The following is a 23360-nucleotide window of genomic DNA, read 5'->3' on the forward strand; positions in this document are numbered from 1 at the left end:
TTTAAACACAAACATTAAAATTTAAAAATATCTTCACAAGCACTGGTTAAACTGGCATCGGCAGGTGATGTGGTGCAAACGCGGCTCCAATCTAAATTGCCATGAGTGGCGTTAACTGTGGGGGTTAGTGTGGTTGTTAACCCTGCTAAAGCGCTAGTTCCAACCAAGGTGATAATACCGTTATTGACTGTAATTGAAGTTACATAGTTCGACGTTCGACTTGCTGGCACACCATTGTTACCATTGCTACAGTTAGTTAAACCACCTCGTTCAACAGCACAAATTTCAACAGCGGTTTTATATGATGTCATTATTTGTAACATATCAGTCAGTGCGGCTTTTTTTACGTATCCTTGATAGGCTGGTACACCGATAGCGGCTAAGATAGCGATAACAATAATAGCAATCATAAGTTCAAATAACGTAAAGCCCGATTGATTAGACATAAATACCTCTATTTTTTAGTCAATGATTTAATCTAAGAGCCTTTATAGCAAAACAAAAAAATGGAATAATAACGAAACAACAAAATTGGAAAGTAAAATCCTTAATGGAGTTAATAATTACGTTGTATGTTCAATTTTTGCGAAGCAAATCGCAAAACAGACAAATCCATACATCGGTTTATAAAATAAGTTGGAGTCACTATGTCCCTAAAAATTGTTAATGGCTGGTTACAAGGTATAAAGCAAGTTGTTTCGCCTTTTTATAATGAACGACCTATTAATAAACCGATATCACTACTTGTTATTCATAATATAAGCTTACCGCCCAATGAATATGGAGGTCCTTATGTTGAGCAATTATTTACTGGTCGGCTCGATCCCAACCAGCACCCGTACTTTGCTTCGATTCATCAACTTGAAGTATCAAGCCATCTATTTATTCGACGTGATGGTGAAATTATTCAATTTGTTCCATTTGATAAACGTGCCTGGCATGCAGGAAAGTCAGTATTTGAAGGAAAAGAAAACTGTAACGATTTTTCAATTGGTATTGAAATGGAAGGATGTGATAGCGACAATTTTACCGAACAACAATATCAACAATTAGCAAACATCACATTATTATTACAACAGACTTATGCTATCAAAGATATCGCAGGTCATAGCGATATTGCCCCCAATCGCAAAACCGATCCTGGGCCTTGTTTTGATTGGCAGTATTATCAAAATTTGCTTGCACAAAAATCACAAGCAGACATGCTACTTAAGCAACTTGAAAAAATTATTATAGAATTGCAAAAAATCGACCTATGGCAAACCACACCGCCAAATCCTGATGCTTTTTTAAGCCAAGAGCCCTTTGCTATTGATACCATGCAAGCGCACGAATGGTTGCAGTGGGTTTTTATTCCGCGAATACAAGCAATGATTGATGCCAAAGCAAATTTACCTAAATTTGCTCTGCATCCCTATTTTGAGGAAGCACTAAAAGAGCAAAATGCTAATCATCTGCTCAATCTTATTAAACAACTTGATGATTTATCGTAATTAACAAAACAAAATGTACCGCATTAATATGCAGTACATTAATGTATATCATAGGTTAAAACCAAAATAACTCAATAAAAACTCGTTATTAAAATCATTATTTGATTTTTTTGAGGCTAATTTCCACTACTCGATAACTGTCGATATACATTCACCGCTTGTTGATGATTGCTATAAGTAGTTGAAAAAGTATGGCCACCTGTTCCATTGGCAACAAAAAATAGATAATTGGTTTTAGCTGGATGCGCTGCTGCTTCAAGCGAGGCTAAACTTGGCATTGCAATTGGAGTTGGTGGTAATCCTTCAATAACATAAGTATTATAAGGATTTTCAGTATCGGTCAAATCAACGCGCCTAATAGTACCTTTATAGTTATCGCCTAAACCATAAATAATGGTGGGATCAGTTTGTAACTTCATTTTTCTTTTTAGACGATTAACAAATACCGAAGCCACATTTGCCCGTTCAGAACTAATGCCGGTTTCTTTTTCAATAATTGATGCAATAATAAGGAGTTCATAAGGCGATTGGTAAGGAAGATCCTCATCGCGATTGTCCCAAATTTTTTGTAAATTACTTTTCATGATCATATGTGCACGTTTTAAGATATTAATATCTAACGTATCTGCGGTATAAAGATAAGTATCAGGCGATAACCAGCCTTCAATCGATCCTTCAATACCAAGTAGTTTAGCAATTTCTTCATCAGTTTTTCCCGCTAAAGTTTGTTGAATATACGGCGTATTTTGAACAACATTTAACCAATCTTTAGCCCGCTTACCTTCAACAAATTTAATCGAAAAATTACTCTCTTTGCCTGATACCAATAATTGCAAAAACTCTTCAACAGTCATATGCGGATGTAATTGATAAGTTCCTGCTTTAATGGATCTTAATGAGGGTTCTAATTTACATAAATAAGGAAGCAAATATGCCCTTTCGAGCAATTGGCTTTCTTTAACTTGCTCAACTAACTGATGCATGGATGTGCCTTTTTTCAAAACAAACATTTGATTTTCGGCAGTGACTTGCATCTGTTGTTTAGAAAACTGCTGCAAAAAGTAATAACCAATACTGATCGAGCCACCAACAATTAATATAAGGGTAAGTAAAGTGTATAAAAATATTTTTTTAATCATAACTAAATTTATCTACTATAATGAATTTTTGCGCGTGAAGTTAAGCGCGTTATTAATTCGTAAGCACTAATTCCTGTGTGCTTTGCAATTTCTTCAACGGGAAGTCCAGGTCCCCAAAATATGACTTCGTCACCGGGTTTTTCAAGGCAATTTATACCTAAATCAACTACAATCATATCCATTGATACTCGACCAACGATTGGTACTTTTCGACCATTAATCAAAACAGGAGTATTTTCTGGAATATTTCGTGGATAACCATCACCATACCCCATTGCAACCACACCTAGTTTAGTATCTTGCTGGCTACACCAAATTTGACCATAACCAACTGATTCACCTTTTTTGTGTTTTCGTACCGCAATTAATTCAGATTTAAACGTCATTGCGGGTTGTAGCTCAGCAATAGATTCATCAAAAGGTGAAACGCCATATAAAGCAATACCTTGACGCACAACATCTCGCTGAGCTTTTGGCCAGGCTAATATACCGCCCGATGCAGCAATCGAGCGTTTGCCAATAAGTGATTTGTCATCAATGGAATTAATAAACTGATCAAATAGTTCTATTTGCTTTAACGTTTTCTCTGAAGAGAGATCATCAGCCGAACTAAAATGACTCATAATATTAATTGGTTTGCAAACCACTGAACAACTAGCCAAACGATAAAATTCTTCTTTTGCTTCATCAGGACAAAAACCTAAACGATGCATTCCTGTATCAAGCTTAAACCATGTGGTAATTTGATCTTTACGGAGGGATGTTTGCAATATGTCAATTTGCCATTTGCTATGAATAGCTGGTTGAATGTTAAAATCAATAAAATAATCCAAATCATCATGCGGGAAGAAACCTTCCAAAGCCAGAATCGGTGTGTTAATACCATTGTTTCGCAATTGCATAGCTTCGGTAAGGCGCGATACACCAAAATAATTCACTTTATCATGTAATAATTGAGCAATCTCCTCACTACCGTGTGAATAAGCATTGGCTTTTATAATCGCAACTAGTTGACTATTTGGAGCCATTTTTTTGAGATACTCAACATTATGAATAACTGCTTGACGATTAACTTCAACAACTGCAATAGACATTTCTTTGATCCAGACTCTTATCGAGCCATTATTTTAAATTCTGTTTCTAATAATAACAAATTTTTCACAGTATACAAATCGGTGGAAGTTTTGGGCTATTTTGGGAATTAGTATTTTTAATCAATAGAATATACTAAACCGTAATTTTAACTTTATGACGAATTAATATTTGTTTTGTCATGGTAGACGTTAATAATGGTAATAACTTACCTACTCACCAAGTTTTTATAAAGATGCCTCAATGCCATTGTAGGATGATAAATTAACATTCTTGGGCCAGCATAACGCATTACTTGTTTTATTTTATGTTTATAATCTTTACGATAACAATGTTTAGGGCAACGTTCACATGTCGTTTTTTCTTCACCAAAACGGCACATTGTTAAACGTTGCATAGCATATTGCAATAGATCGTTGCATTCCTCACATAACTGATGATGTTGGCTATGATGTTGTTTACGGCAATATAAATAGATCATCGCACTCACTGTTGCTTTTTCTTGCTGAATTTTAGGACCGTTATTATTTGCAACCATAATTAAATATACGTTAATAAAGAAAGTGGTAAAATAAAAAGCATTGTACTATATCACAAGGGGTTGTTGTTATGACAAGAATTATTAATAAAGACACCACTGTTTGCATGTCCCTTTCGGCAAGACCAAGCAATTTTGGTACTCGTTTTCATAATTATTTGTATGAAAAACTCGATCTTAATTACTTATATAAAGCCTTTACTACCAATAATTTGAAAGATGCTATTTATGGCATTAAAGCCTTGGCAATTCGTGGCTGTGCTATTTCAATGCCTTACAAAGAAGCTTGTATTGAGTTTATTGATGAATTAGATGATTCAGTAAAATCCATTCAATCGGTTAATACCATTGTTAACACTAATCACTATTTAAAAGCCTATAATACTGATTATATTGCTGTTGCTAAACTCATTGTAGAAAATAAGATTGATAATACTACACCTTTTGTCTTAAAAGGTAGTGGTGGTATGGCTAATGCAGTAATTGGGGCTTTTTATGATGCTGACTTTAAAAATGGCATTATTGTCGCCCGTAACCAATCCAAAGGCGAAGCGTTAGCCAAACGCTATGGATATCAATGGGTAAAAGATGAACAAAATATCCCACCACAACAAGCAAAGCTTATTATTAATGTAACGCCAATTGGCATGCTTGGCAGTATTGAAGCGCAAGAATTAGCTTTTCCCAAAAAAATGATAAATAACGCTGATATTGTGTTTGATGTCGTTGCTCTCCCCGTTGAAACACCAATGATAAAATATACCCAGCAGTTAAACAAAACTATTATTTCAGGTGCTGATGTTGCAGTACTTCAAGCGCTTGAACAATTTGTATTATATACAGGTATTACACCTAGCGAAGAATTAGTTAAACAAGCAGGTGAATTTGCACGACAAGGTTAAATAACATTATCACTTCCACCGCGGCTATACGGTGGAAGTTGAATATATAACTTATGACATGATATAAGCTATAACATCGCCTGATGTAATTTGTTATACACTGCTAATAACTTTTGATGCATAGCAAATTGTTCTAAATTATTATTGGTGGTTTTTTGGTCTGTGGCAAAATCTGACAAGCAAAAAAATGTTTTTTCGCCACTAGCATATTGCCACATATCATCAACACAGGTTTTACCATACATTTTATTAAATGCGGCTTGATAGTTATTAAACTGTTTTTTGTCTCGTTCTAAAATAAAATTAACTAATGTCTGTAAACAACGATAAGCATGATTGCGCGATGGCGTGAATATAGACTCGTTCATTTCAATCGTCCAATCAATCCACTGTTGTGCTTGTATTAAGTCTTTGCCTGCCAATGCCAGCATTGCTTTTAACTCGCCAACGCGAAGAGTTAACCAAGCATTATCGTTACCTGTTGCTATGCCTAGCAGTTCGCGAATTCGAGCATAATCATCAAGCCTTTCATCATCAAGCTGTTCAATAATTGCTAGGTACTGTTTAGCTGTACGTTTTTGGTAAGGTAATGACAAAATAAGCTCTCGTAATCCAATAGCCATATTGCTATTGGCAATTATAAGATCTTCAGGAGGATAAATTTCAGACATACCAACGGCCAGAATTCGGCAAGCATATACACCAAGGTGTTCGTAGTCCATAATTAACACTTCAGTATTATGGCGGGTAAAAATATCCATCAAATTAGCAAATTCTTGCTCAGTTGAACCGGAAAAGTCCCAATCGACAAATTCGTAATCTGCTTGCTCATTAAATAGATCCCATGAAATCAAACCGCTCGAATCAATAAAATGCGTTTCTAAATTGCTAAGGTCGGCAATATCATCATTATCAAAACTTGGAGGTGAAAACACATCAAGATCTTTTAAACTGCGTCCTTGTAATAATTCTGTTACTGTTCTTTCAAGTGCAACGCCAAAATTTGGATGCGCACCAAACGAAGCGTAACATGTTCCATTTTGAGGATTAAATAACACTACACAAATAACCGGAAACTCGCCACCCAATGAAGCATCAAAACAATAAAGCGGAAATCCTTCATTTTCAAGTGCATCAATAGCCGATAACACTGCTGGATATCGATTAATAACCTCAGTGGGAATGTTCGGTAAACTAATAGCTTCGGCAATAATTTTGTTTTTCGTATAACGCTCAAAAATTTCAGATAACCCTTGTACTCGGGCCTCATTACGAGTATTACCGGCTGACATACCATTAGAGGCATATAAATTAGCAATTAAATTAACTGGCACATAAATAGTTTGTTTATCAGACTGTTGTTCAAATGGTAAAGCGCAGATACCTCGATCACCATTACTTGATTGTAAATCAATTAAATCTGTTGCACTCAATTCATGATCAGGATCATAAAACTTAAGTAGTTCTTTGGATAATAGTCCTTTAGGTAGGGAATTATCTTCAGGAATGGTGAACCATTTTTCACTTGGATAATGCACAAAATCGGCACTCGCTATTTGCTCTCCTAAGAAAAAATCTGAAAAAAAGTAATTGGTTGATAACCGTTCAAAATACTCTCCTAAAGCCGATGCTAATGCTGCCTTTTTGCTTGCGCCTTTACCATTAGCAAAGCACAGTGGACATTTAGCATTTTGAATATGCACTGACCACACATTAGGTACCGGATTTAGCCAAGAAGTTTCTTTTACTTCTAAATCATATTTTGCTAATTGCTGCTGAAAATAGTTGATCGAATCTTCAAGAGCAGCATCTTTACCGGGGATATAAGTTTTCATAAGTTAATCTCAAAATAATTTTATGTTATAATTGTTGTTGCTTACAGATTTTAAAAATTATAACTGTATATGCAAATTAAAAAAATAGAACTAATAAAATTAACTCCCTTTATAAAGGAAATATAATGAACAATAAAATTAAATTTTCAGATCTTACTATTAAAGATTTTTTATTTTTTAACCGAATGATAACACCAACATTTATCACTATCGTATATTGGATTGCATTATTTTGTATTACAATTACCTCATTAGCGATGGTTTTAGGTAGTTTTGCTTTATTCGCTTATAGTTTTTCAGCTGGTTTATTTACTTTTTTTACAGGTATTATCACTTTTGTTGCTGGCTTTATTTCAGCTCGTATTGGTTTAGAATTGATTTGTGTTTTATTCAATATTAACCACAATATCCAAAAATTAGCCAACGAAAAGACCGATTCAGAAACACAAGAATAATCATCTAATATCAATGTTATTAATCAATAGCATTGATTGGGCTTCAATAAAAAAGTGGGACTTATTCCCACTTTTTTATTTTCTATTTTTTATCGCAAAATCTAAAATAATTCCCTAACCTACATTAAGCTCATTAAGAGGCCATCTTGGTCTCACATTGATGGTCAAATCAGAATGTTGCCCTGCTTTTAAGTGGAGCATTCCCGCATAAGCAATCATAGCACCATTGTCAGTACAAAATTCAATTCTTGGATAATAAACCTGCCCTTTTCGTTGCGCCATTAATTGTGCAAGTTTATGACGTAATGTTTTATTGGCACTGACACCGCCTGCAATAACTAAACGCTTAAATCCTGTTTGTTCAAGTGCACGGCGAGACTTGATAACAAGCGTATCAACTAAGGCATCTTCAAAAGCTCTTGCGATATCTGCTTTTGTTTGCATGTCAATAAGTTGGTCATGTGTATTTTGATGGATGATATTAGCCGCCGCAGTTTTAAGACCTGAAAAACTAAAATCGAGCCCGGGTCTGTCTGTCATTGGCCTCGGAAAGTGAAAGCGAGCGTCATAACCTTGCTCTGCTAATTTTGACAACTTTGCCCCCCCAGGGTAATCAAGCCCAAGTAGTTTAGCTGTTTTATCAAAGGCTTCGCCTGCCGCATCATCAATCGATTCACCCATTAATTGATATTGTCCAACACCAACCACTTTAATTAATTGCGTATGCCCACCTGACACCAGTAATGCTACAAATGGGAATTCGGGCGGATTATCTTCTAACATTGGCGCAAGTAAATGCCCTTCCATATGGTGCACAGCAACGGCTGGCACATTCCAAGCATAAGCCAGTGAACGCCCAATTGATGCGCCAACCATTAACGCACCAATTAAACCAGGACCTGCCGTATAAGCAACCCCATCAATATCTTTAGCGGTTATGCCCGCTTCTTTTAAAGCAGCTTGGATTAATGGCACGGTTTTACGAATATGATCGCGCGATGCCAGTTCAGGTACCACACCACCATAATCGGCATGTAATTTTATTTGCGAATAAAGTTGGTTGGCAATTAAACCTTCGGCATCATCATAAATTGCGATACCTGTTTCATCGCATGAAGTTTCAATACCAAGGATCTTCATTAATGCCTACCTGCAAAATCGCTAAGATCTTCTTCACTCCAAAGATCTTGCTCGGTAATATCTTTATCAGCAATACGATGTTCTTCGGTTGCCCAATCACCTAAATCAATAAGTTGACAACGCTTGCTACAAAATGGACGGTACGGGCTGTCTTTACTCCATATAACTTGTTTTTGGCAAGTTGGACAATTGACATAGGTAACGGTTTGTTTATTCATTGTGACTCTTTCTTTTTAAATAATCAGTATTTAGTAGTACTAACAACAGGCTAATTCAAAATAAATACCATCGGTATTTACGCTATCACAAGCATCAAGTGGTAAAAATCGAATGCTATAGCGCGACATATGACCTGATACTTGGGGATACACGTTTTTTTCTAACGAAATTCGAATACGAATCAAATTAACATCGCCATTAGTTTCTTGAAAAAAGCTATTAGTATAAATAAATGGTTTAAATTCCCCCAATTGTCTTATTAATTGCATATAACATGTTAAAGACTCATCAAGAGGAGATAAATGTTGTAGCCAATTTTTTACTTGCATATCACGTTTTTCTTGTGGGATTTTTAACCACAAATAAAATGAAGGTAAATCAAAACTACAACAACCACCAGGTATCATTAAGCGTTGACGAATTGCGGTAATAAAACGGTCATCTTTTAACGGTTGTCCCAAACGGGTAATGACATTAAATTGTGCTAAAAACACATCAAACTTGCGAATCAAGTCACTAAGTAAATCATAATCCACACCATCAAAAGTTAACCATGAAATTAACTTTTGCTTTTGTGTTTCAAGTTCCTTAATGAAATCAGCTTTAATGTCGTTACGTTCAATAATCTCTAATAACTCAGACAATGCATGAAAAAAAACCAATGCATTATTTTGATCAAAATGACAATGCGTATTTAATTGATTTAATAAAAATTCAATACGAAGCCAAGTGCGCATTTTTTCATTTAGTGGATGTTCAAAAATAATGTTATTCATCTATTCAAATCTTACAATTAAAGTTATCTAAATATTGTTGATGTAATTGGTTGACTTGAGCGGTTAACGACGCCAAATTACCATCATTAACAATGATATCATCAGCATAAGATAAACGTTTTTGTAAAGACACTTGCGACAGTATCATTTTTTTAGCCAATGATTCGCTAATATTATCTCTTTTTACTAATCGTGCCAATTGTAACGATACAGGTGTATCGATTATCAATACACGATCAGCCAACGTATGTAAATTATTTTCAACTAACAACGGCACAACCCAAATTACATATGTGGCGCTTTGCATAGCAATTTGCTTTTGGGTTTCTTGTTGAATAATAGGATGCAACAAATGATTAAGCCATAGCCTCTCATGATCATTATTAAAAATAATTTCACGAAGTTGGCTACGATCAAGTTCGCCATTAGCGAGCAAAATCTCTTGGCTAAAGTGCTTAACAATTTGATTAAATGCATCGCTACCAATCTGGACAACTTGCCTTGCAATAATATCTGCATCAATAATAGGTACCCCCAATTTGTCAAACAAATTAGCGATAGTGCTCTTACCACTGGCAATACCACCACTGAGAGCAACAACATAAGGCATAAGGCAAATTCCAAGTTAAAAAATAGTATTTCATTATAGCATATAAGTAATTCGATCATATAACCTTAAATAAAAGCAAACTTATTTGCTAATTAGGGAATTTATTGTCCATTAATCTAACAAAATTACGCTCTAAAACTGAGCATAATAGCAAGAATTTGGAAAATTTATTGCCTGTTGTCAAATAAATAGAATAAAACAGTTGTTTTATATTATTAGCTGTATATAATCACATATATATGTATATAAAAACAGGAATATGTTATGAGACCATTAACAGAACGTCAACAAGAGATTTATGATCTAATTAAAGACAATATCCAAACTACTGGCATGCCGCCAACACGAGCTGAGATTGCTCAAAAATTAGGATTTCGATCAGCCAATGCTGCTGAAGAACACTTAAAAGCTCTAGCCAAAAAAGGGGCAATCGAAATGATCGCAGGCTCATCACGCGGAATTCGTCTTTTACTTGAAAACCCAGTTGAACAAAACGAGCCTGAAGGTTTACCGCTTATTGGCCAAGTAGCTGCAGGATCGCCAATCTTAGCGCAAGAGCATATAGAAAGCCATTACCAAGTTGATCCTTCACTATTTAAACCTCGCGCAGACTTTTTATTAAGAGTGCAAGGTATGTCAATGAAAGATATTGGTATATTTGATGGTGACTTGTTGGCTGTACATAAAACCCAAGATGTTAAAAACGGGCAAGTTGTGGTTGCTCGTATTGATGACGAAGTTACGGTTAAACGTTTATCACGTAAGGGAAAACATGTACACCTTATTGCCGAAAATGTCGAATTTTCACCAATCAAAGTCGATTTAGAACATCAAAATTTTGCCATTGAAGGACTAGCTGTTGGTATTATTCGTAATGGTTCATGGATGTAAGCATATAGCATATAGATGTATAAGCAAAGTTAGTATAGAATAGTAAAAGCTAAAAAAAATAGGAGATTGCTATGTGGCTATTTTGGTTATATGAAGGTTTAGCATTTGTTGCAGTCATATTGCTTGTTTTTGGATATTGCCATTTTAGGAAGATTGGTTTTTGGTCCTTCATCTGGAAATATTTAAAATGGGTATCGTTAGCAGTCCTTATTGCTTGGTTAACCGTTGCAATTCTTTGTCGCATTGACTTATATAATGCTGCTCACTGCTATTTTAGGGGTGAAAGTATGCATGCCAACACTAAATATTCTATCTTCTTAGGTGAATGCCAAGTTGAAACGCCGAGTGGCAGCTATGTACCTATTGAACGAGCTAGAGCATTACCAGGCTCAAGTCACCATGATCAAGGCGATAACAGCGATTCTACAAGTGAATTCTATCCTGTAAATTAATATATCGGAAATTCAAAATCTGACAACTGCTATCGCAATTGTCAGATTTATTTATTATTTTAATAAGAATGGAACTATAAAATTATAAACGAATAAGGAAATATCAGTTCATAGCTTAAATGAAGTTATTAATCATTTTTCACATTAGCTCGTTGAAAAACCAAGTAGTGTTGCTCTAACTTTTTAAAACTAAAAATCAACGTAAAGCTCACACAAAGATAAATCACTGCTGCAATACCAAAAGCATGAAAAGGTTGATAGGTTTCGGCATAAATATCGCGCGCAATCTTCATCACATCTGGCACAGTAACTGTAAAGGCCAATGCTGTTGAATGTAACATAAAGATCACCTCGTTACTATAAGCAGGTAATGCAATACGAAATGCTCTTGGAAAAATGATATAACGATAGAGTTGAAAACGATTAAAACCAAGTGCTGTTGCGGCTTGAATTTCGCCATTTGGCACATTCCGCATGGCACCAGCAAAAACCTCAGTAGTATAGGCGCAGGTATTTAAAGTAAAAGCGAGCACCGTGCAATTTAAGCCACTTTGAAAAAAAACGCCCAACCAAGCATTATGTTTAACCATACTTAAAGTATAAATACCTGTGTAAATAATCAATAACTGAACATATAAAGGCGTACCTCGAAAAATATAAGTAAACAACCAAATGGGTAATTTAATTAGTTTATTTGGTGAATTTCGACCTACTGCTAACGCTAGCGACAAAATTCCCCCCATTAAAACCGATAAAATCAAAATCCACAGCGTCATCGCAAGACCAGTGATATTATAACCATCGGTCCATAATAGTGATTGCCAATATTGTTGAATAATTTCTAACATGAGTTCTTATAATTTAGTTTTGGTAATGCCAATAGAATAATGCCGTTCAAGCCACCATAAAATGATATTAGATATTGATGTAAAAAACAGATAAAACGCCCCAGCAATCAAAGCAAATAACAAAGGCTGGTATAGGGCTTCGCCTGCATTTTTAGTAGCTTTAACTAAATCAGACAGTCCCAATAATGACACCAACGCCGTCGCTTTTAATACCACCAACCAATTATTCGCAATACCTGGCAGGGCAAAACGCATCATTAAAGGAAACATTACATACCGAAACACTTGCACTTTACTTAAACCAAGCGCTGTTGCTGCCGCTAAGGTATTTCTAGAAACTGCAAGATAAGCTCCTCTAAAAGTTTCGGTAAAATATGCCCCATAAATAAAACCTAACGTAATAATACCAGCGATTAACGGATCAACTTCAATAAAAGGAGCATTAAAATAATCAGTTATATTATTAACCAAAAATTGCAAGCCAAAAAAGATTAGCATCATCAACACTAAATCGGGTACACCTCGAATCAACGATGTATAAGCCTGACAAAACACATTACATACTTTAGAATCAGCCAACTTACCTAATGCACAAACAATGCCCAAAATCATAGCTAACAACAAAGAGGTTAGCGCTAAAATAATCGTTAGCCATGCGCCTTGAAGAATTAACGGAATATAACCTTGCATGGTTTATTTTTTATTACCATATACATTAAAATCAAAATACTTATTGTTGATTTTTTGATAAGTACCATCGGCTAAAATATCTTTTAAAGCTTGATTAAACGCTTCACGTAGTTCGTTATCGTTTTTACGAAAACCAATACCTACTCCAACATCAAAATAATTTGCATCAGTCAATGCATCGCCTGAAAAAACAAAACCTTTACCTTGTGGCTGTTTTAAAAAAGCATAACTGCCAGTAACTTCATCTTGCAATGCCGCATCTAAACGACCTGCCACTAGATCAGAAAATACTTGTAACTGATTTTGATAAGGCACTATAACTACACCGCTCAAACGCCACATCTCATTAGCAAAATGTTCTTGCGATGTCCCTTGCTCAACCCCAACACGCTTACCTTTTAATGACTCAGCATTAGGCATTAAATTAGAACCCTCTTTAACAATCAAACGAGAATAAGTCATAAAAATTTCGTCAGAAAAAGCGATCTGTTTTTTACGTTTTTCGGTCATCATTAGTGAAGACGAGATAATATCAATCTTTCTTGATAATAAGGACGGGATCAGCGCATCAAAATCAGTCGATTGAAAAGTACATTTAATATTGATCTTTTCGCACAAGGCTTTCGTGATTTCAATGTTGAATCCAGTAACTTCACCATTAGCATCAATAAAATCAAAAGGTGCATAAGACGTATCCGAACCAACTTTAATCGAATCAGGCAATGTGGCATAACCTGTTACGGAGAAGCTTAAACACAAAAAAATGGTTAACACTTTTAACAAATTCTTCATGATTTATCTTTCCTCGTTTTTAGCTAAAGGCATAATATAGCGCGTTCTGGTACAATTTTATAATAAAAAAAAGTTATTACTGTTAGACAATAAATTAGATTTCCTTAATAAAAGTTATTAACACCTACATAAAAACTTTTAACAATTTACGATTTTGGTACAAGAAATTACGCCTAATATAATGCTACATTATACAGGCTAACATCGCCTTACCTTGGCTTATTTCACACAAAAAATGATCAGGTTGAATAAAATATCTTATTAGAATAATTCCATATATATATTTAAAAAGCACTGATTGTTCTAACTTGCATATTTTTATTTTCTAGTTTAATTTAGGTATTCTGATTAATAAATAATTAAAGAGTAAACATGACGATATCTTTTAGAGATCAGCAGCAACGCATAAATTTTGTAAAACAATTTTTTTCTGAGCAATTGGCAGCAAATTTATCGCTTATTGAAATACAAGCACCTATATTAAGTCTAGTCGGTGATGGTATTCAAGATAATTTGTCAGGAAAAGAAAATGCAGTACAAGTCAAAGTTAAAGCTATTCCTAATTCTCAATTTGAAGTCGTTCACTCTCTTGCTAAATGGAAGCGTAAAATTTTAAGTGATCATCACTTTCAAGTTGGAGAAGGTTTATACACCAACATGAAAGCATTACGGCCTGATGAAGATCAACTGTCACCAATTCATTCGGTTTATGTGGATCAATGGGACTGGGAAAAAGTAATACGCCCTGAAGATCGTACATTAACTTATTTAAAACAAACCGTTGAAAAAATTTATTTAGCTGTCAAAACCACTGAAAAAGCAGTATCTGAAAGGTACCATTTATCACGTTTTTTACCAGAATCCATTACATTTATGGAGAGTGAGCAGCTATTAAAACGTTACCCAAATCTTTCGCCAAAAGAACGAGAAAATGCTATTACTAAAGAGCTAGGGGCTGTTTTTTTAATTGGAATTGGTGGCAAATTGTCTAATAATGAAAGACATGATATTAGAGCACCGGATTATGATGATTGGAGTTCTGACAACGAAATGGGGTCTAAAGGCTTAAACGGCGATATTTTGGTTTGGAATCCTATATTAGGCAGTGCATTTGAAATTTCATCAATGGGGATTCGCGTTAATCCAGAAGCACTAAAACATCAGTTAAACATCACTAATGAACAATCACGACTAGAATATAGTTGGCATAAAGCTTTAATCAATGGTGAGCTACTACAAACAATTGGAGGAGGAATTGGGCAATCACGCTTGGTCATGTTACTTTTACAACAAAAGCACATTGGGCAAGTGCAAGCAAGTGTTTGGAGTGATGATATAAAAGCAAATTACAGCGATTTGCTATAATTGCCTTCCTACAAAAATAGGGCATTTAGCCCTATTTTTTAACCTTACATGACTTAAATTAATTAAAACTCTAACTATTATTGTTCTTCTACAGGCTTAGGCTCTAAATTTTGTTCGGTTGGATTGATAGTTGATGGTTGTGTTACTTTATCAACATTTTGTTGTAAAGTTTCACTTGTTGCGTTAGTTGCTTGAACTTGTGACTCGGCTACCACTTTATCTAAACGTATATAAACAATATATTGCTGCCCATGATCACATGAACCTACAATTTTACCTTCAATTTGTTCTTTGGGCGTGTCAGTTGATTCTAATTTTAGTTGAAAGTGTGATGGATCAACACCATTATTTTTAATTTTTTCACCAATATTACGGCTAATTTCGTCACAATTTGAAGCTGTAGCGATCATAGATACCCCAAGTAAAAATACACCAATTAATTTTTTCATTTTCTTTCCTTTTAGATATGATGTAACTACTGCATGCAGTATAAAACGATTGATCAATCTGCCTATCTTATATTTAACAAGTGGTTAAAAATACACTTAAAATCATTACATACTAATAATTCAATCATTTTGTTGGATACAATTAAAACAACCTAATTAACTTGATTTATTCACTATACAATTTGATAAGTACTTAACAAACCTGTTGATAACTATATAATATATTAATTATTAATGATTTTTTGTTAAGGCTGAATAATAAACGATTTATTTTGAAATTTTAATTTAATCTCAAAAAGTAAGTTTATTAATTCTCTATCACCTTTTATTACTATTAATAAAATAAAAAATCAAGCTGATTGATTAAAACTAAATCAGTTAGCATCAATTAAAGAGCAGTAAAAAAAGCAATTAAACCAAAAAATACACCTGGTGAATTAGCAATTGCAATTGGCCAATCTTTCTTTTCTCTCAATAAGCCATAACAAACCCAAAGTGTACAGTTTATAGATGCGGCTAACGGTTGAGTAGGATTGGATTTAAAACCGTGTAAATTATCGATGATTTGTGGAATATAAGAAACATACATCCCTAACGATGCTATTGTAGCGATAATTCCTAAAATCCGAAAAGCTTTTGGTGAAAGATGCAAAATTGCCTCCTATTATCGTTTATTTAAAATTATCTTATACTAAAATAATACAAATCATTAACTAAATTTGATTTTTCATCACTTTGTAAATGATTGTAATATTGACCAATTAGCCCAAACTCAATTTACTTCAAAAAAAACTCGACATTAATTAAAAAACTATTATCCTATTGTTGCTTTTTGGCAAATTCAAATAGAACAACAATATAAGGATTAAAAATGGATATAAATAAAACAAATACAATTTCTTTTCAAACTAATGAATTATTGATAAAACATATGCGTTTTATTGCTACTATGCAACAAGTTTTTGGCGTTATTTTTATAATTATGGGTGCTTTTGCCTGTCTAGGTATAATCACTGCTATTATTGGTATTCCACAAATTATTGCTGGGGTAAAACTTTTTAAGTCAGGAGGAGCATTTAGCTTAGCAGCAACGCTTAAAAAAGAAAACGATATTATTGATGCTATTGAAAATCTATATAGTTACTGGAAATATTGTCTAATTACATTTATCGCATCAATTCTGTTTTTCATTGTATACATGATAATTGTTATTACTATTATTGCTTCATATAGTAACGGTTATTATTAATAACTATCGTTATAATTTAATATTTTTTACATATAAAATAAAAACCTCGTTAATAAACGAGGCTTTTTATCTATATTTTTATCAAGATTCAGGAATATCGTCGTCAGATTTAGTATCAATTGGGTCAGATATGCCTTGTTTATTCATCTCTTCTAATGATTTGGAGCCTTCTAGTTCTGAGGCCTTGATATCTTTCACAATGCCCATATCATCGAAATAAACAGCATAACTTCTTTGACTAACTTCACCATGTTGAGGTTGTTGACGGAAAATATAATACCAAACATTATCACCAAAAACAGAAGTTAACATTGGCGAGCCCATAATAAACACAACTTGTTCTTTGCTTTGCCCTACTTGCAATAACTCAATAGCATCCGGTGTTACATAATTACCTTGATTGATATCAGGCCTATATACCCAGCGATCAATAACAGAACAACCTGTTAATAAAACACTCGTTACAACTGCAAGTGCGGAAAATTTACGAAACAGCATCTACACTTAATCCATTCTTTAAAATTCAATGACCTGTATTATCGCTGATCTTTTAATTAAGTGCTAGCCAAATTAATAAATTCTTTCGAAGTTATGTAATGAAATAGTAATAACATTTGATAATATAAATTATTACTTGACTTTTACTTATGTATCTACAAACTAATCACCTTATTAATAAACCTTACCAATCAACTATCCAAAGGTAAAAAATGAAGTTAGAAACTATTGAACAAAAAGCAAGCTATGCACTCGGCTTACAAATTGGACAGCAATTAAAAGAATCTGGGTTGAACAATTTAGAACTAAATGCGTTAAAATTAGCAATGGAAGACGTATTATCGGGTAATCAACCTGCTCTGCCACTACAAGAATTACATGAAGCATTACGCCATGTACATGAACAAGCGACCAAAGAAAAGGCCAAACAAGCAGAAAAAATTGCTCAAGCAGGTAAAGATTTTCTAGCAGAAAACATCAAAAAAGATGGCATTAAATCAACTGAATCTGGTTTACAGTATGAAATCATCAAACAAGGCGATGGCGATTTACCGAAAGCAACTGATCGAGTGCAAGTTCATTATACAGGTCAATTGATTGATGGCACTGTATTTGATAGCTCTGTAGAACGTGGCCAACCTGCTGAGTTTCCAGTCAATGGCGTAATTCAAGGCTGGGTTGAAGCGTTACAACTTATGCCAGAAGGTTCAAAATGGCGTTTATATATTCCTCAAGAATTAGCTTATGGTGCTCAAGGTGCTGGCGCATCAATTCCACCATACAGCGCATTAATTTTTGATGTTGAATTATTAAAAGTTTTATAAGCAAGAATGGACGCTACTTGGCGTCCATTTGTTTTGAACTATTATCGTTTAGGAAGATGATAAGCACTAAACGCCGCCAGTAACAATAAAATACTTGCTGTACCAAACGCAACTAAATGAGTGTGTAAATGATCATAAGCCCATCCACCTAACCATGAACCAATCATCGCACCAATTTGATGTCCCAAATAGGTTAATCCTGAAAGTAGTCCCACAATTTTTACACCATAAATATCAGCGGTAATGGCTCCAGACATCGACAAAGCACCAGCCCAAACCAAACCACCCACTGCTGCAATAGTAAAAAGCTGCCATTTAGTTGATACTAAAACAAGAGCAATAAAACCTAAACCTCGTATTAAATAGACCATCATTAAAATGTTTTTTCGTTGCACTATATCAGATAAATAACCCAAAACTAAGGTACTAAAAATAGCGACTAAACCAATCAAACCAATACCATTAGAGCTAGTGATAAGATCAAATCCATGATCGATAAGCATTGGGACTCCATGTGTTCCTAATAAATTCATACTGAAGCCACAGGTAAAAAGCCCAAAACTCAGTTGCCAAAATGGACGTGTTTTTAACACATCTATAAGTTTGATACTAGGCTCTATTTTTTGATTGATAACAGGCTCTATACTAGAGACTTCGATTTCAGGTTGATTATCTTTCATAATAAACAAAGCAATAGGCAAAGCGATAATCATAAAAATCACAGCAAACGAAATTAGCGTTGTTTGCCATCCATAAATAGGAATGAAGAAAGCAAAAACAGGTAACATCACTGCAATACCTGCCATACTTCCTGTTGATAAAATAAATAAAGCAAATCCTCTACGCTTGATAAACCAACGTGCCACAATAGGCGTAAAACTGACAGAACCAACAAAAGAAGTACCAAAAGATAATGCAACACCAAAAGATAGAAAAAAGTTCCAATAATCAGTTGAGTTAGCAGCCCAAACAGTAGAAATAATAATAATGATGGAACCAAATTTTAGGACAAAACGAGTGCCATATTTACCAACTAAATATCCCGCTATTGGCATAGCAATTCCAGAGAAAAGCATACCTATAGCAATAATTCCAGAAAGAACGCTACGACTAAAATTAAGATCATTTGCAATGGGAAGAAAAAAAACTCCCATACTCATCCTCAAACCACTAGAAAGCAAAGTGAGAAAAGAAGCCGCAATAACGATATTCCAACCAAAATACCACGGAGATCGCATAATAACTCCTAATTATATTTTTATATAAAACGGTTCAAAAATTGTAGCATTTAAGTTTAGCTGATGTGTATAAGTTATGTATTTTCCGCTATAATATTTATTTATATTAATAAAAAATTAAGGAAAGTTATATGTCAACAAATATGATTCGTATCGCAATTGCCGGCGCAGGTGGCAAAATGGGACGGCAACTTATCCAAGCTGTTTCACAAATTGAAGGAGTTACCTTAGGAGCAGCATTTGAACGAGCAGGTTCCTCACTAATTGGTAGTGATGCAGGTGAGCTTGCAGGGATCGGTATTTGTGGCATTAAAGTCACCGATAATCTAGAACAAGCTAAAGATCAATTTGACGTATTGATCGATTTTACGCGACCTGAAGGCACACTCGCCCACTTAGCTTTTTGTGTTGAAAATAAAAAAATGATAATCATTGGCACAACTGGTTTTGATGATGCAGGCAAACAAGCTATTACTGATGCAGCGAAAAACATTGCCATTGTCTTTGCCGCAAACTTCAGTGTCGGTGTTAACTTAGTGCTAAAATTATTGGAAAAAGCTACCAAAATTATGGGCGGTTATACTGATATCGAAATTATTGAAGCCCATCACCGTCACAAGGTTGATGCCCCTTCTGGTACAGCATTAGCCATGGGTGAAGCCATTGCAGATGCACTTGATTGCAACTTAAAAGATTGTGCAGTTTACTGCCGTGAAGGTCATACTGGGGAAAGACCACAAGGCGCTATCGGCTTTGCAACTATCCGAGCAGGTGACATAGTAGGAGAACATACTGCTATCTTTGCCGATATTGGCGAGCGCGTTGAAATTAGTCATAAAGCATCTAGCCGCATGACATTTGCTAATGGTGCTGTTCGAGCCTCGCTCTGGCTTGCCAAACAACCCGTTGGTTTATACGACATGCACGATGTCCTAGACCTCAATAATTTGTAATTTGAAAATGTCAGATGAAATCTGGATGCGCCGTGCACTCATGCTTGCTAAACACGCCGAATCGCTTGGAGAAATCCCTGTCGGTGCGGTGATTGTTGATGAAAACAATCAAATTGTTGGCGAAGGCTTTAATCAATCCATTATCAAACATAATCCTACTGCGCATGCTGAAATGATAGCGATTGAGCAAGCTGGTAAAAATTTAAATAACTATCGCATAATTAATACCACGCTTTATGTCACACTGGAGCCTTGTATTATGTGCGCAGGTGCCATTATCCATAGCCGTATTAAACGTATTGTTTATGGTGCTAGTGATTATAAAACTGGTGCAGCTGGCTCATTTATCAATATTCTTGCTCAGCAAGGCATCAACCATTATGCAGAAGTAACTGGCGGAATACTAGCTAACGAGTGTAGCACTATGTTAAGTGAATTTTTTAAAAAGCGGCGTTTACAAAAAAAAATAATTAAAAATAGTTGTCAAAAAGTTTCAGGAAAACTAGGTGTTTGAGTATAAAAAATAAAATTTTTTCTTATCTTAGTTTAATAAAAAATGGGGTCGCTTATTCTTTTTATTAAGGAATATTGCTAGAATTTAAATTAATTTTTTTGAAAAAATAATTTGAGTATTATTAATGAAAAAACATACATTAGAAATGATGATATCAGCTAATGATATCCAAAACCGTGTCATCGAGCTTGGACAACAAATTAGTAAAGATTATCAAAATAGTCAAAACGAACTTATTTTAGTTGGGCTTTTACGTGGCTCTTTTATTTTTATGGCAGATTTGAGCCGTGAAATCACAGTCGGACACGAGGTTGATTTTATGACCGCCTCTAGTTATGGCAATGCAGTCATTAGTAATCGTGATGTTAAAATATTAAAAGACTTAGATGAAGATATTCGCGATAAAGATGTGCTAATTATTGAAGATATTATAGATACAGGTAATACCTTGAGTAAGGTAATGGCGATATTAAAATTACGTCATCCTCGTAGCATTGAAATATGCACACTACTGGATAAACCTTCAAGGCGTGAAGTAGATGTTCCTGTTAAATATATCGGATTTTCAATTCCCGACGAATTTGTGGTAGGCTATGGTATTGACTATGCACAGCACTATCGTCATTTACCTTATATTGGCCATGTAAGTTTGCTCGAATCTTAATATTATACGAGGTATATGTGGCACGATTTTCCTGCTCGGTAGGTTTACTTTTGATAATGACAGCAACATCAAGTTATGCTGATATGAAATTATCCATTAAAGGATTATCAGAAGAGTTAGCCGACAACGTTGATGTACGCATTTCATTAATCACCCCTAATAAAGTTGAGGATACACCCAATTTTAAGCGGTATTTTGAAAGCGAAGTGAAAAAAGCACTGCGCGCTTTAGGTTATTATTCACCGACTTTTGAATATAACGTGCAAGATGCCAAAGTACTTACCGTTAACATATCACCAGGCACACCTGTATTGATTGAGCAACTTAATGTGAATATAACCGGTGATGGACAACAAGACCCTGATTTTAACTATTTATTAAAAAACAACTTACCTAAAATCGGTGATGTGCTAAATCATGGTGTTTATGAGTCATTTAAAAAAAGCCTACAAAGTTTATCACTCAAAAAAGGTTACTTCGATGCCGATATGCCCAAACATCAATTAGCTGTTTCAATGTCTGAAAATAAAGCATTTTGGAATATTGATTACACTACAGGTAAACGTTATCGTCTAGGAAAAGTGACTTTTCATAATGCCAAAATTCGGGATGATTATTTAGCTAATATTGTGCCATTTAAAGAAGGTGAAGAATATACTGCCGAACTGTTATCATTGTTAAATAGACGCCTTACCTCAACAAGTTGGTTTAATTCTGTAGTGGTTGTGCCTGATTTTCCTCATTTAACAGAAGATAAAATACTTCCAATTGATGTTGAAACCTCGCCACGCAAAAAAAATAACATGGACTTAGGTTTAGGATTTTCAACAGATAACGGTGTACATGGTAAAATTGGTTGGAATAAACCATGGATAAATAGCCGAGGACAAAGTTTTCAAAGTAATTTATCGCTATCCTCACCGGAACAAATAATTACCATGAGTTACAAAATACCATTAAAAAAATCCCCTATTGAGCAATATTATACTATTCAAGGTGGTTATAAAAAAATAGATAATAATGATACCTATTCACGTTCTCATACTTTTGGAATACTACGCAACTGGGATAATTTTTATGGCTGGCAAACCGCTTTAGGTTTCAATATATTACGCGATGACTTTACCCAAGGTGATGCAAGCTTTAAAACATTTTTATATTATCCTTCAATTAGCTTATCTAGAGTCCGTTCTGATGGTAGTTTATTAGCAATGTGGGGAGATTCACAACGTTACTCTATTGAAGCTGCTGCAAATTCATTAGGCTCAGATATCAATTTAATTCGCTTTCAAGCACAACAAACTTGGATTCGCTCTATAAAAAAATCGCATCGATTTATAGCTCGTGGTAATTTTGGCATTATACAAGCAAGCAATTTTGATCGAGTTCCACCGTCATTTCGATTTTTTGCTGGTGGTGAGCGTAGTATTCGAGGTTATAGTTATCAATCTATTTCACCTAAAGATAAAAAAGACAAATTAAAAGGGGCTTCAAAACTCATTACAGGCTCAATTGAATATCAATATAATTTATCTGGTTCATGGTGGGGAGCTGCATTTGTTGATACAGGTGAAGCGATAGACAAAGTTGATAGAAGCAAATTTTATACTGGAACAGGGGTTGGTATTCGTTGGGCTTCGCCTGTTGGACCAATAAAAATGGATTTGGCAACGCCACTTGACAAAAACAAAGGTTCTATTCATCTATATATTGGTCTAGGAAGCGAATTATAAT

General features: G+C 34.6%; 28 protein-coding genes. 12 read left to right on the top strand and 16 right to left on the bottom strand.

All coding sequences use genetic code 11. The features are described from left to right. Positions 1-14: 14 nt before the first annotated feature. Positions 15-446, bottom strand: coding sequence for a prepilin peptidase-dependent pilin (gene ppdD, locus A9G35_RS09830; protein WP_065636699.1), 432 nt, complete (start codon positions 444-446; stop codon positions 15-17). A 201-nt stretch (positions 447-647) separates the two neighbouring features. On the opposite strand from ppdD, the gene ampD reads away from it, so the two are divergent. After that, complete coding sequence (gene ampD / locus A9G35_RS09835) at positions 648-1493, top strand: 1,6-anhydro-N-acetylmuramyl-L-alanine amidase AmpD (protein ID WP_065636700.1); 846 nt, start codon at positions 648-650, stop codon at positions 1491-1493. A gap of 116 nt (positions 1494-1609) precedes the next feature. Here the strand turns inward: ampD and mltG are convergent, their stop codons facing one another. From mltG to A9G35_RS09850, 3 genes are all read right to left on the bottom strand, one after another. Continuing rightward, entirely contained in the window at positions 1610-2632 is a 1023-nt protein-coding gene (gene mltG, locus A9G35_RS09840; protein WP_065636701.1) for an endolytic transglycosylase MltG, read from the bottom strand. Positions 2633-2640: 8 nt separating this feature from the next. Continuing rightward, positions 2641-3726: an alanine racemase gene (gene alr / locus A9G35_RS09845; protein WP_065636702.1), complete on the bottom strand. Its 1086-nt coding sequence runs from the start codon at positions 3724-3726 to the stop codon at positions 2641-2643. A 206-nt stretch (positions 3727-3932) separates the two neighbouring features. Continuing rightward, entirely contained in the window at positions 3933-4262 is a 330-nt protein-coding gene (locus A9G35_RS09850) for a nitrous oxide-stimulated promoter family protein (protein WP_065636703.1), read from the bottom strand. A 71-nt stretch (positions 4263-4333) separates the two neighbouring features. Between A9G35_RS09850 and A9G35_RS09855 the strand changes: the two genes are divergently transcribed. Continuing rightward, a complete protein-coding gene (locus tag A9G35_RS09855; RefSeq protein WP_065636704.1) occupies positions 4334-5164 on the top strand; it encodes a shikimate 5-dehydrogenase in 831 nt (276 codons plus the stop codon). Between the two features lie 68 nt (positions 5165-5232). Here the strand turns inward: A9G35_RS09855 and ycaO are convergent, their stop codons facing one another. Beyond that, positions 5233-6999: a 30S ribosomal protein S12 methylthiotransferase accessory factor YcaO gene (ycaO, locus tag A9G35_RS09860; RefSeq protein WP_065636705.1), complete on the bottom strand. Its 1767-nt coding sequence runs from the start codon at positions 6997-6999 to the stop codon at positions 5233-5235. A gap of 125 nt (positions 7000-7124) precedes the next feature. Between ycaO and A9G35_RS09865 the strand changes: the two genes are divergently transcribed. Next, positions 7125-7454: a DUF4282 domain-containing protein gene (locus A9G35_RS09865; protein WP_081300195.1), complete on the top strand. Its 330-nt coding sequence runs from the start codon at positions 7125-7127 to the stop codon at positions 7452-7454. A gap of 114 nt (positions 7455-7568) precedes the next feature. Here A9G35_RS09865 and tsaD read toward each other — a convergent pair whose 3' ends face one another. Genes tsaD through coaE form a run of 4 tightly spaced genes read right to left on the bottom strand, consistent with a single transcriptional unit; the run spans position 7569 to position 10199 of the window. Then, positions 7569-8594 (bottom strand): tRNA (adenosine(37)-N6)-threonylcarbamoyltransferase complex transferase subunit TsaD, encoded by a 1026-nt coding sequence (gene tsaD / locus A9G35_RS09870; RefSeq protein WP_065636706.1) that lies wholly within the window; start codon positions 8592-8594, stop codon positions 7569-7571. Then, entirely contained in the window at positions 8594-8812 is a 219-nt protein-coding gene (gene yacG / locus A9G35_RS09875) for a DNA gyrase inhibitor YacG (RefSeq protein WP_065636707.1), read from the bottom strand. Before yacG ends, tsaD begins: the two co-directional genes overlap by 1 nt. 39 nt (positions 8813-8851) lie before the next feature. After that, on the bottom strand, positions 8852-9589 hold the full coding sequence (locus A9G35_RS09880; RefSeq protein ID WP_065636708.1) for a cell division protein ZapD: 738 nt from the start codon (positions 9587-9589) through the stop codon (positions 8852-8854). Positions 9590-9593: 4 nt separating this feature from the next. Then, entirely contained in the window at positions 9594-10199 is a 606-nt protein-coding gene (gene coaE, locus A9G35_RS09885) for a dephospho-CoA kinase (RefSeq protein ID WP_065636709.1), read from the bottom strand. A gap of 264 nt (positions 10200-10463) precedes the next feature. Here coaE and lexA point away from each other — a divergent pair, with 264 nt between their 5' ends. Next, positions 10464-11090 (top strand): transcriptional repressor LexA, encoded by a 627-nt coding sequence (lexA, locus tag A9G35_RS09890; RefSeq protein WP_065636710.1) that lies wholly within the window; start codon positions 10464-10466, stop codon positions 11088-11090. A gap of 71 nt (positions 11091-11161) precedes the next feature. Then, positions 11162-11542 (top strand): hypothetical protein, encoded by a 381-nt coding sequence (locus A9G35_RS09895; protein ID WP_065636711.1) that lies wholly within the window; start codon positions 11162-11164, stop codon positions 11540-11542. Positions 11543-11670: 128 nt separating this feature from the next. On the opposite strand, the gene hisM is transcribed toward A9G35_RS09895, so the two are convergent. Genes hisM through A9G35_RS09910 form a run of 3 tightly spaced genes read right to left on the bottom strand, consistent with a single transcriptional unit; the run spans position 11671 to position 13872 of the window. After that, the gene (hisM, locus tag A9G35_RS09900) at positions 11671-12390 is read right to left on the bottom strand and encodes a histidine ABC transporter permease HisM (protein WP_065636712.1); all 720 of its coding nucleotides are present in this window, start codon (positions 12388-12390) and stop codon (positions 11671-11673) included. 6 nt (positions 12391-12396) lie between these two features. Further along, on the bottom strand, positions 12397-13080 hold the full coding sequence (locus tag A9G35_RS09905) for an ABC transporter permease (RefSeq protein WP_065636713.1): 684 nt from the start codon (positions 13078-13080) through the stop codon (positions 12397-12399). 3 nt (positions 13081-13083) lie between these two features. After that, the gene (locus tag A9G35_RS09910; RefSeq protein WP_065636714.1) at positions 13084-13872 is read right to left on the bottom strand and encodes a lysine/arginine/ornithine ABC transporter substrate-binding protein; all 789 of its coding nucleotides are present in this window, start codon (positions 13870-13872) and stop codon (positions 13084-13086) included. 372 nt (positions 13873-14244) lie between these two features. Between A9G35_RS09910 and asnA the strand changes: the two genes are divergently transcribed. Beyond that, a complete protein-coding gene (gene asnA, locus A9G35_RS09915) occupies positions 14245-15237 on the top strand; it encodes an aspartate--ammonia ligase (RefSeq protein WP_065636715.1) in 993 nt (330 codons plus the stop codon). A 77-nt stretch (positions 15238-15314) separates the two neighbouring features. On the opposite strand, the gene A9G35_RS09920 is transcribed toward asnA, so the two are convergent. Both A9G35_RS09920 and A9G35_RS09925 read right to left on the bottom strand, forming a co-directional pair. Then, positions 15315-15686 (bottom strand): DUF1161 domain-containing protein, encoded by a 372-nt coding sequence (locus tag A9G35_RS09920; RefSeq protein WP_065636716.1) that lies wholly within the window; start codon positions 15684-15686, stop codon positions 15315-15317. A 388-nt stretch (positions 15687-16074) separates the two neighbouring features. Next, positions 16075-16338, bottom strand: a complete 264-nt coding sequence (locus tag A9G35_RS09925; protein ID WP_081300196.1) for a SemiSWEET family transporter — start codon at positions 16336-16338, stop codon at positions 16075-16077. 219 nt (positions 16339-16557) lie between these two features. On the opposite strand from A9G35_RS09925, the gene A9G35_RS09930 reads away from it, so the two are divergent. Further along, positions 16558-16935 carry a DUF5362 family protein gene (locus A9G35_RS09930; RefSeq protein ID WP_065636717.1) on the top strand — a complete coding sequence of 126 codons (378 nt, stop codon included), beginning with the start codon at positions 16558-16560 and terminating at the stop codon, positions 16933-16935. 81 nt (positions 16936-17016) lie between these two features. Here the strand turns inward: A9G35_RS09930 and bamE are convergent, their stop codons facing one another. Continuing rightward, the gene (gene bamE / locus A9G35_RS09935) at positions 17017-17433 is read right to left on the bottom strand and encodes an outer membrane protein assembly factor BamE (protein ID WP_065636718.1); all 417 of its coding nucleotides are present in this window, start codon (positions 17431-17433) and stop codon (positions 17017-17019) included. A gap of 212 nt (positions 17434-17645) precedes the next feature. On the opposite strand from bamE, the gene A9G35_RS09940 reads away from it, so the two are divergent. Further along, complete coding sequence (locus tag A9G35_RS09940) at positions 17646-18257, top strand: FKBP-type peptidyl-prolyl cis-trans isomerase (protein ID WP_065636719.1); 612 nt, start codon at positions 17646-17648, stop codon at positions 18255-18257. Positions 18258-18298: 41 nt separating this feature from the next. Here A9G35_RS09940 and A9G35_RS09945 read toward each other — a convergent pair whose 3' ends face one another. Then, positions 18299-19495 (bottom strand): MFS transporter, encoded by a 1197-nt coding sequence (locus A9G35_RS09945; RefSeq protein WP_065636720.1) that lies wholly within the window; start codon positions 19493-19495, stop codon positions 18299-18301. Positions 19496-19626: 131 nt separating this feature from the next. On the opposite strand from A9G35_RS09945, the gene dapB reads away from it, so the two are divergent. From dapB to tamA, 4 genes are all read left to right on the top strand, one after another. Further along, entirely contained in the window at positions 19627-20448 is an 822-nt protein-coding gene (gene dapB / locus A9G35_RS09950) for a 4-hydroxy-tetrahydrodipicolinate reductase (RefSeq protein ID WP_065636721.1), read from the top strand. 7 nt (positions 20449-20455) lie between these two features. Then, positions 20456-20962, top strand: coding sequence for a tRNA adenosine(34) deaminase TadA (gene tadA, locus A9G35_RS09955; RefSeq protein ID WP_065636722.1), 507 nt, complete (start codon positions 20456-20458; stop codon positions 20960-20962). Between the two features lie 124 nt (positions 20963-21086). After that, a complete protein-coding gene (gene hpt, locus A9G35_RS09960; RefSeq protein WP_065636723.1) occupies positions 21087-21626 on the top strand; it encodes a hypoxanthine phosphoribosyltransferase in 540 nt (179 codons plus the stop codon). A 56-nt stretch (positions 21627-21682) separates the two neighbouring features. After that, positions 21683-23359 (top strand): autotransporter assembly complex protein TamA, encoded by a 1677-nt coding sequence (gene tamA / locus A9G35_RS09965; RefSeq protein ID WP_065636724.1) that lies wholly within the window; start codon positions 21683-21685, stop codon positions 23357-23359. Position 23360 lies beyond the last annotated feature (1 nt).

It is taken from the genome of Gilliamella sp. Choc5-1 (assembly GCF_001690595.1).
GTDB lineage: Bacteria > Pseudomonadota > Gammaproteobacteria > Enterobacterales > Orbaceae > Gilliamella > Gilliamella apicola_M.

What these genes read in the sequence shown, in the direction of transcription:
- tadA (WP_065636722.1), top strand. Translation starts at nt 20,456, where the DNA reads ATGTCAGATGAAATCTGGATGCGCCGTGCACTCATGCTTGCTAAACAC.
- A9G35_RS09930 (WP_065636717.1), top strand. Translation starts at nt 16,558, where the DNA reads ATGGATATAAATAAAACAAATACAATTTCTTTTCAAACTAATGAATTA.
- tamA (WP_065636724.1), top strand. Translation starts at nt 21,683, where the DNA reads ATGACAGCAACATCAAGTTATGCTGATATGAAATTATCCATTAAAGGA.
- A9G35_RS09850 (WP_065636703.1), bottom strand. Translation starts at nt 4,262, where the DNA reads ATGGTTGCAAATAATAACGGTCCTAAAATTCAGCAAGAAAAAGCAACA.
- bamE (WP_065636718.1), bottom strand. Translation starts at nt 17,433, where the DNA reads ATGCTGTTTCGTAAATTTTCCGCACTTGCAGTTGTAACGAGTGTTTTA.
- hisM (WP_065636712.1), bottom strand. Translation starts at nt 12,390, where the DNA reads ATGTTAGAAATTATTCAACAATATTGGCAATCACTATTATGGACCGAT.
- ppdD (WP_065636699.1), bottom strand. Translation starts at nt 446, where the DNA reads ATGTCTAATCAATCGGGCTTTACGTTATTTGAACTTATGATTGCTATT.
- asnA (WP_065636715.1), top strand. Translation starts at nt 14,245, where the DNA reads ATGACGATATCTTTTAGAGATCAGCAGCAACGCATAAATTTTGTAAAA.
- A9G35_RS09920 (WP_065636716.1), bottom strand. Translation starts at nt 15,686, where the DNA reads ATGAAAAAATTAATTGGTGTATTTTTACTTGGGGTATCTATGATCGCT.
- coaE (WP_065636709.1), bottom strand. Translation starts at nt 10,199, where the DNA reads ATGCCTTATGTTGTTGCTCTCAGTGGTGGTATTGCCAGTGGTAAGAGC.
- tsaD (WP_065636706.1), bottom strand. Translation starts at nt 8,594, where the DNA reads ATGAAGATCCTTGGTATTGAAACTTCATGCGATGAAACAGGTATCGCA.
- A9G35_RS09945 (WP_065636720.1), bottom strand. Translation starts at nt 19,495, where the DNA reads ATGCGATCTCCGTGGTATTTTGGTTGGAATATCGTTATTGCGGCTTCT.
- hpt (WP_065636723.1), top strand. Translation starts at nt 21,087, where the DNA reads ATGAAAAAACATACATTAGAAATGATGATATCAGCTAATGATATCCAA.
- A9G35_RS09940 (WP_065636719.1), top strand. Translation starts at nt 17,646, where the DNA reads ATGAAGTTAGAAACTATTGAACAAAAAGCAAGCTATGCACTCGGCTTA.
- ycaO (WP_065636705.1), bottom strand. Translation starts at nt 6,999, where the DNA reads ATGAAAACTTATATCCCCGGTAAAGATGCTGCTCTTGAAGATTCGATC.
- A9G35_RS09905 (WP_065636713.1), bottom strand. Translation starts at nt 13,080, where the DNA reads ATGCAAGGTTATATTCCGTTAATTCTTCAAGGCGCATGGCTAACGATT.
- A9G35_RS09855 (WP_065636704.1), top strand. Translation starts at nt 4,334, where the DNA reads ATGACAAGAATTATTAATAAAGACACCACTGTTTGCATGTCCCTTTCG.
- ampD (WP_065636700.1), top strand. Translation starts at nt 648, where the DNA reads ATGTCCCTAAAAATTGTTAATGGCTGGTTACAAGGTATAAAGCAAGTT.
- A9G35_RS09910 (WP_065636714.1), bottom strand. Translation starts at nt 13,872, where the DNA reads ATGAAGAATTTGTTAAAAGTGTTAACCATTTTTTTGTGTTTAAGCTTC.
- dapB (WP_065636721.1), top strand. Translation starts at nt 19,627, where the DNA reads ATGTCAACAAATATGATTCGTATCGCAATTGCCGGCGCAGGTGGCAAA.
- mltG (WP_065636701.1), bottom strand. Translation starts at nt 2,632, where the DNA reads ATGATTAAAAAAATATTTTTATACACTTTACTTACCCTTATATTAATT.
- lexA (WP_065636710.1), top strand. Translation starts at nt 10,464, where the DNA reads ATGAGACCATTAACAGAACGTCAACAAGAGATTTATGATCTAATTAAA.
- A9G35_RS09880 (WP_065636708.1), bottom strand. Translation starts at nt 9,589, where the DNA reads ATGAATAACATTATTTTTGAACATCCACTAAATGAAAAAATGCGCACT.
- yacG (WP_065636707.1), bottom strand. Translation starts at nt 8,812, where the DNA reads ATGAATAAACAAACCGTTACCTATGTCAATTGTCCAACTTGCCAAAAA.
- A9G35_RS09895 (WP_065636711.1), top strand. Translation starts at nt 11,162, where the DNA reads ATGTGGCTATTTTGGTTATATGAAGGTTTAGCATTTGTTGCAGTCATA.
- alr (WP_065636702.1), bottom strand. Translation starts at nt 3,726, where the DNA reads ATGTCTATTGCAGTTGTTGAAGTTAATCGTCAAGCAGTTATTCATAAT.
- A9G35_RS09865 (WP_081300195.1), top strand. Translation starts at nt 7,125, where the DNA reads ATGAACAATAAAATTAAATTTTCAGATCTTACTATTAAAGATTTTTTA.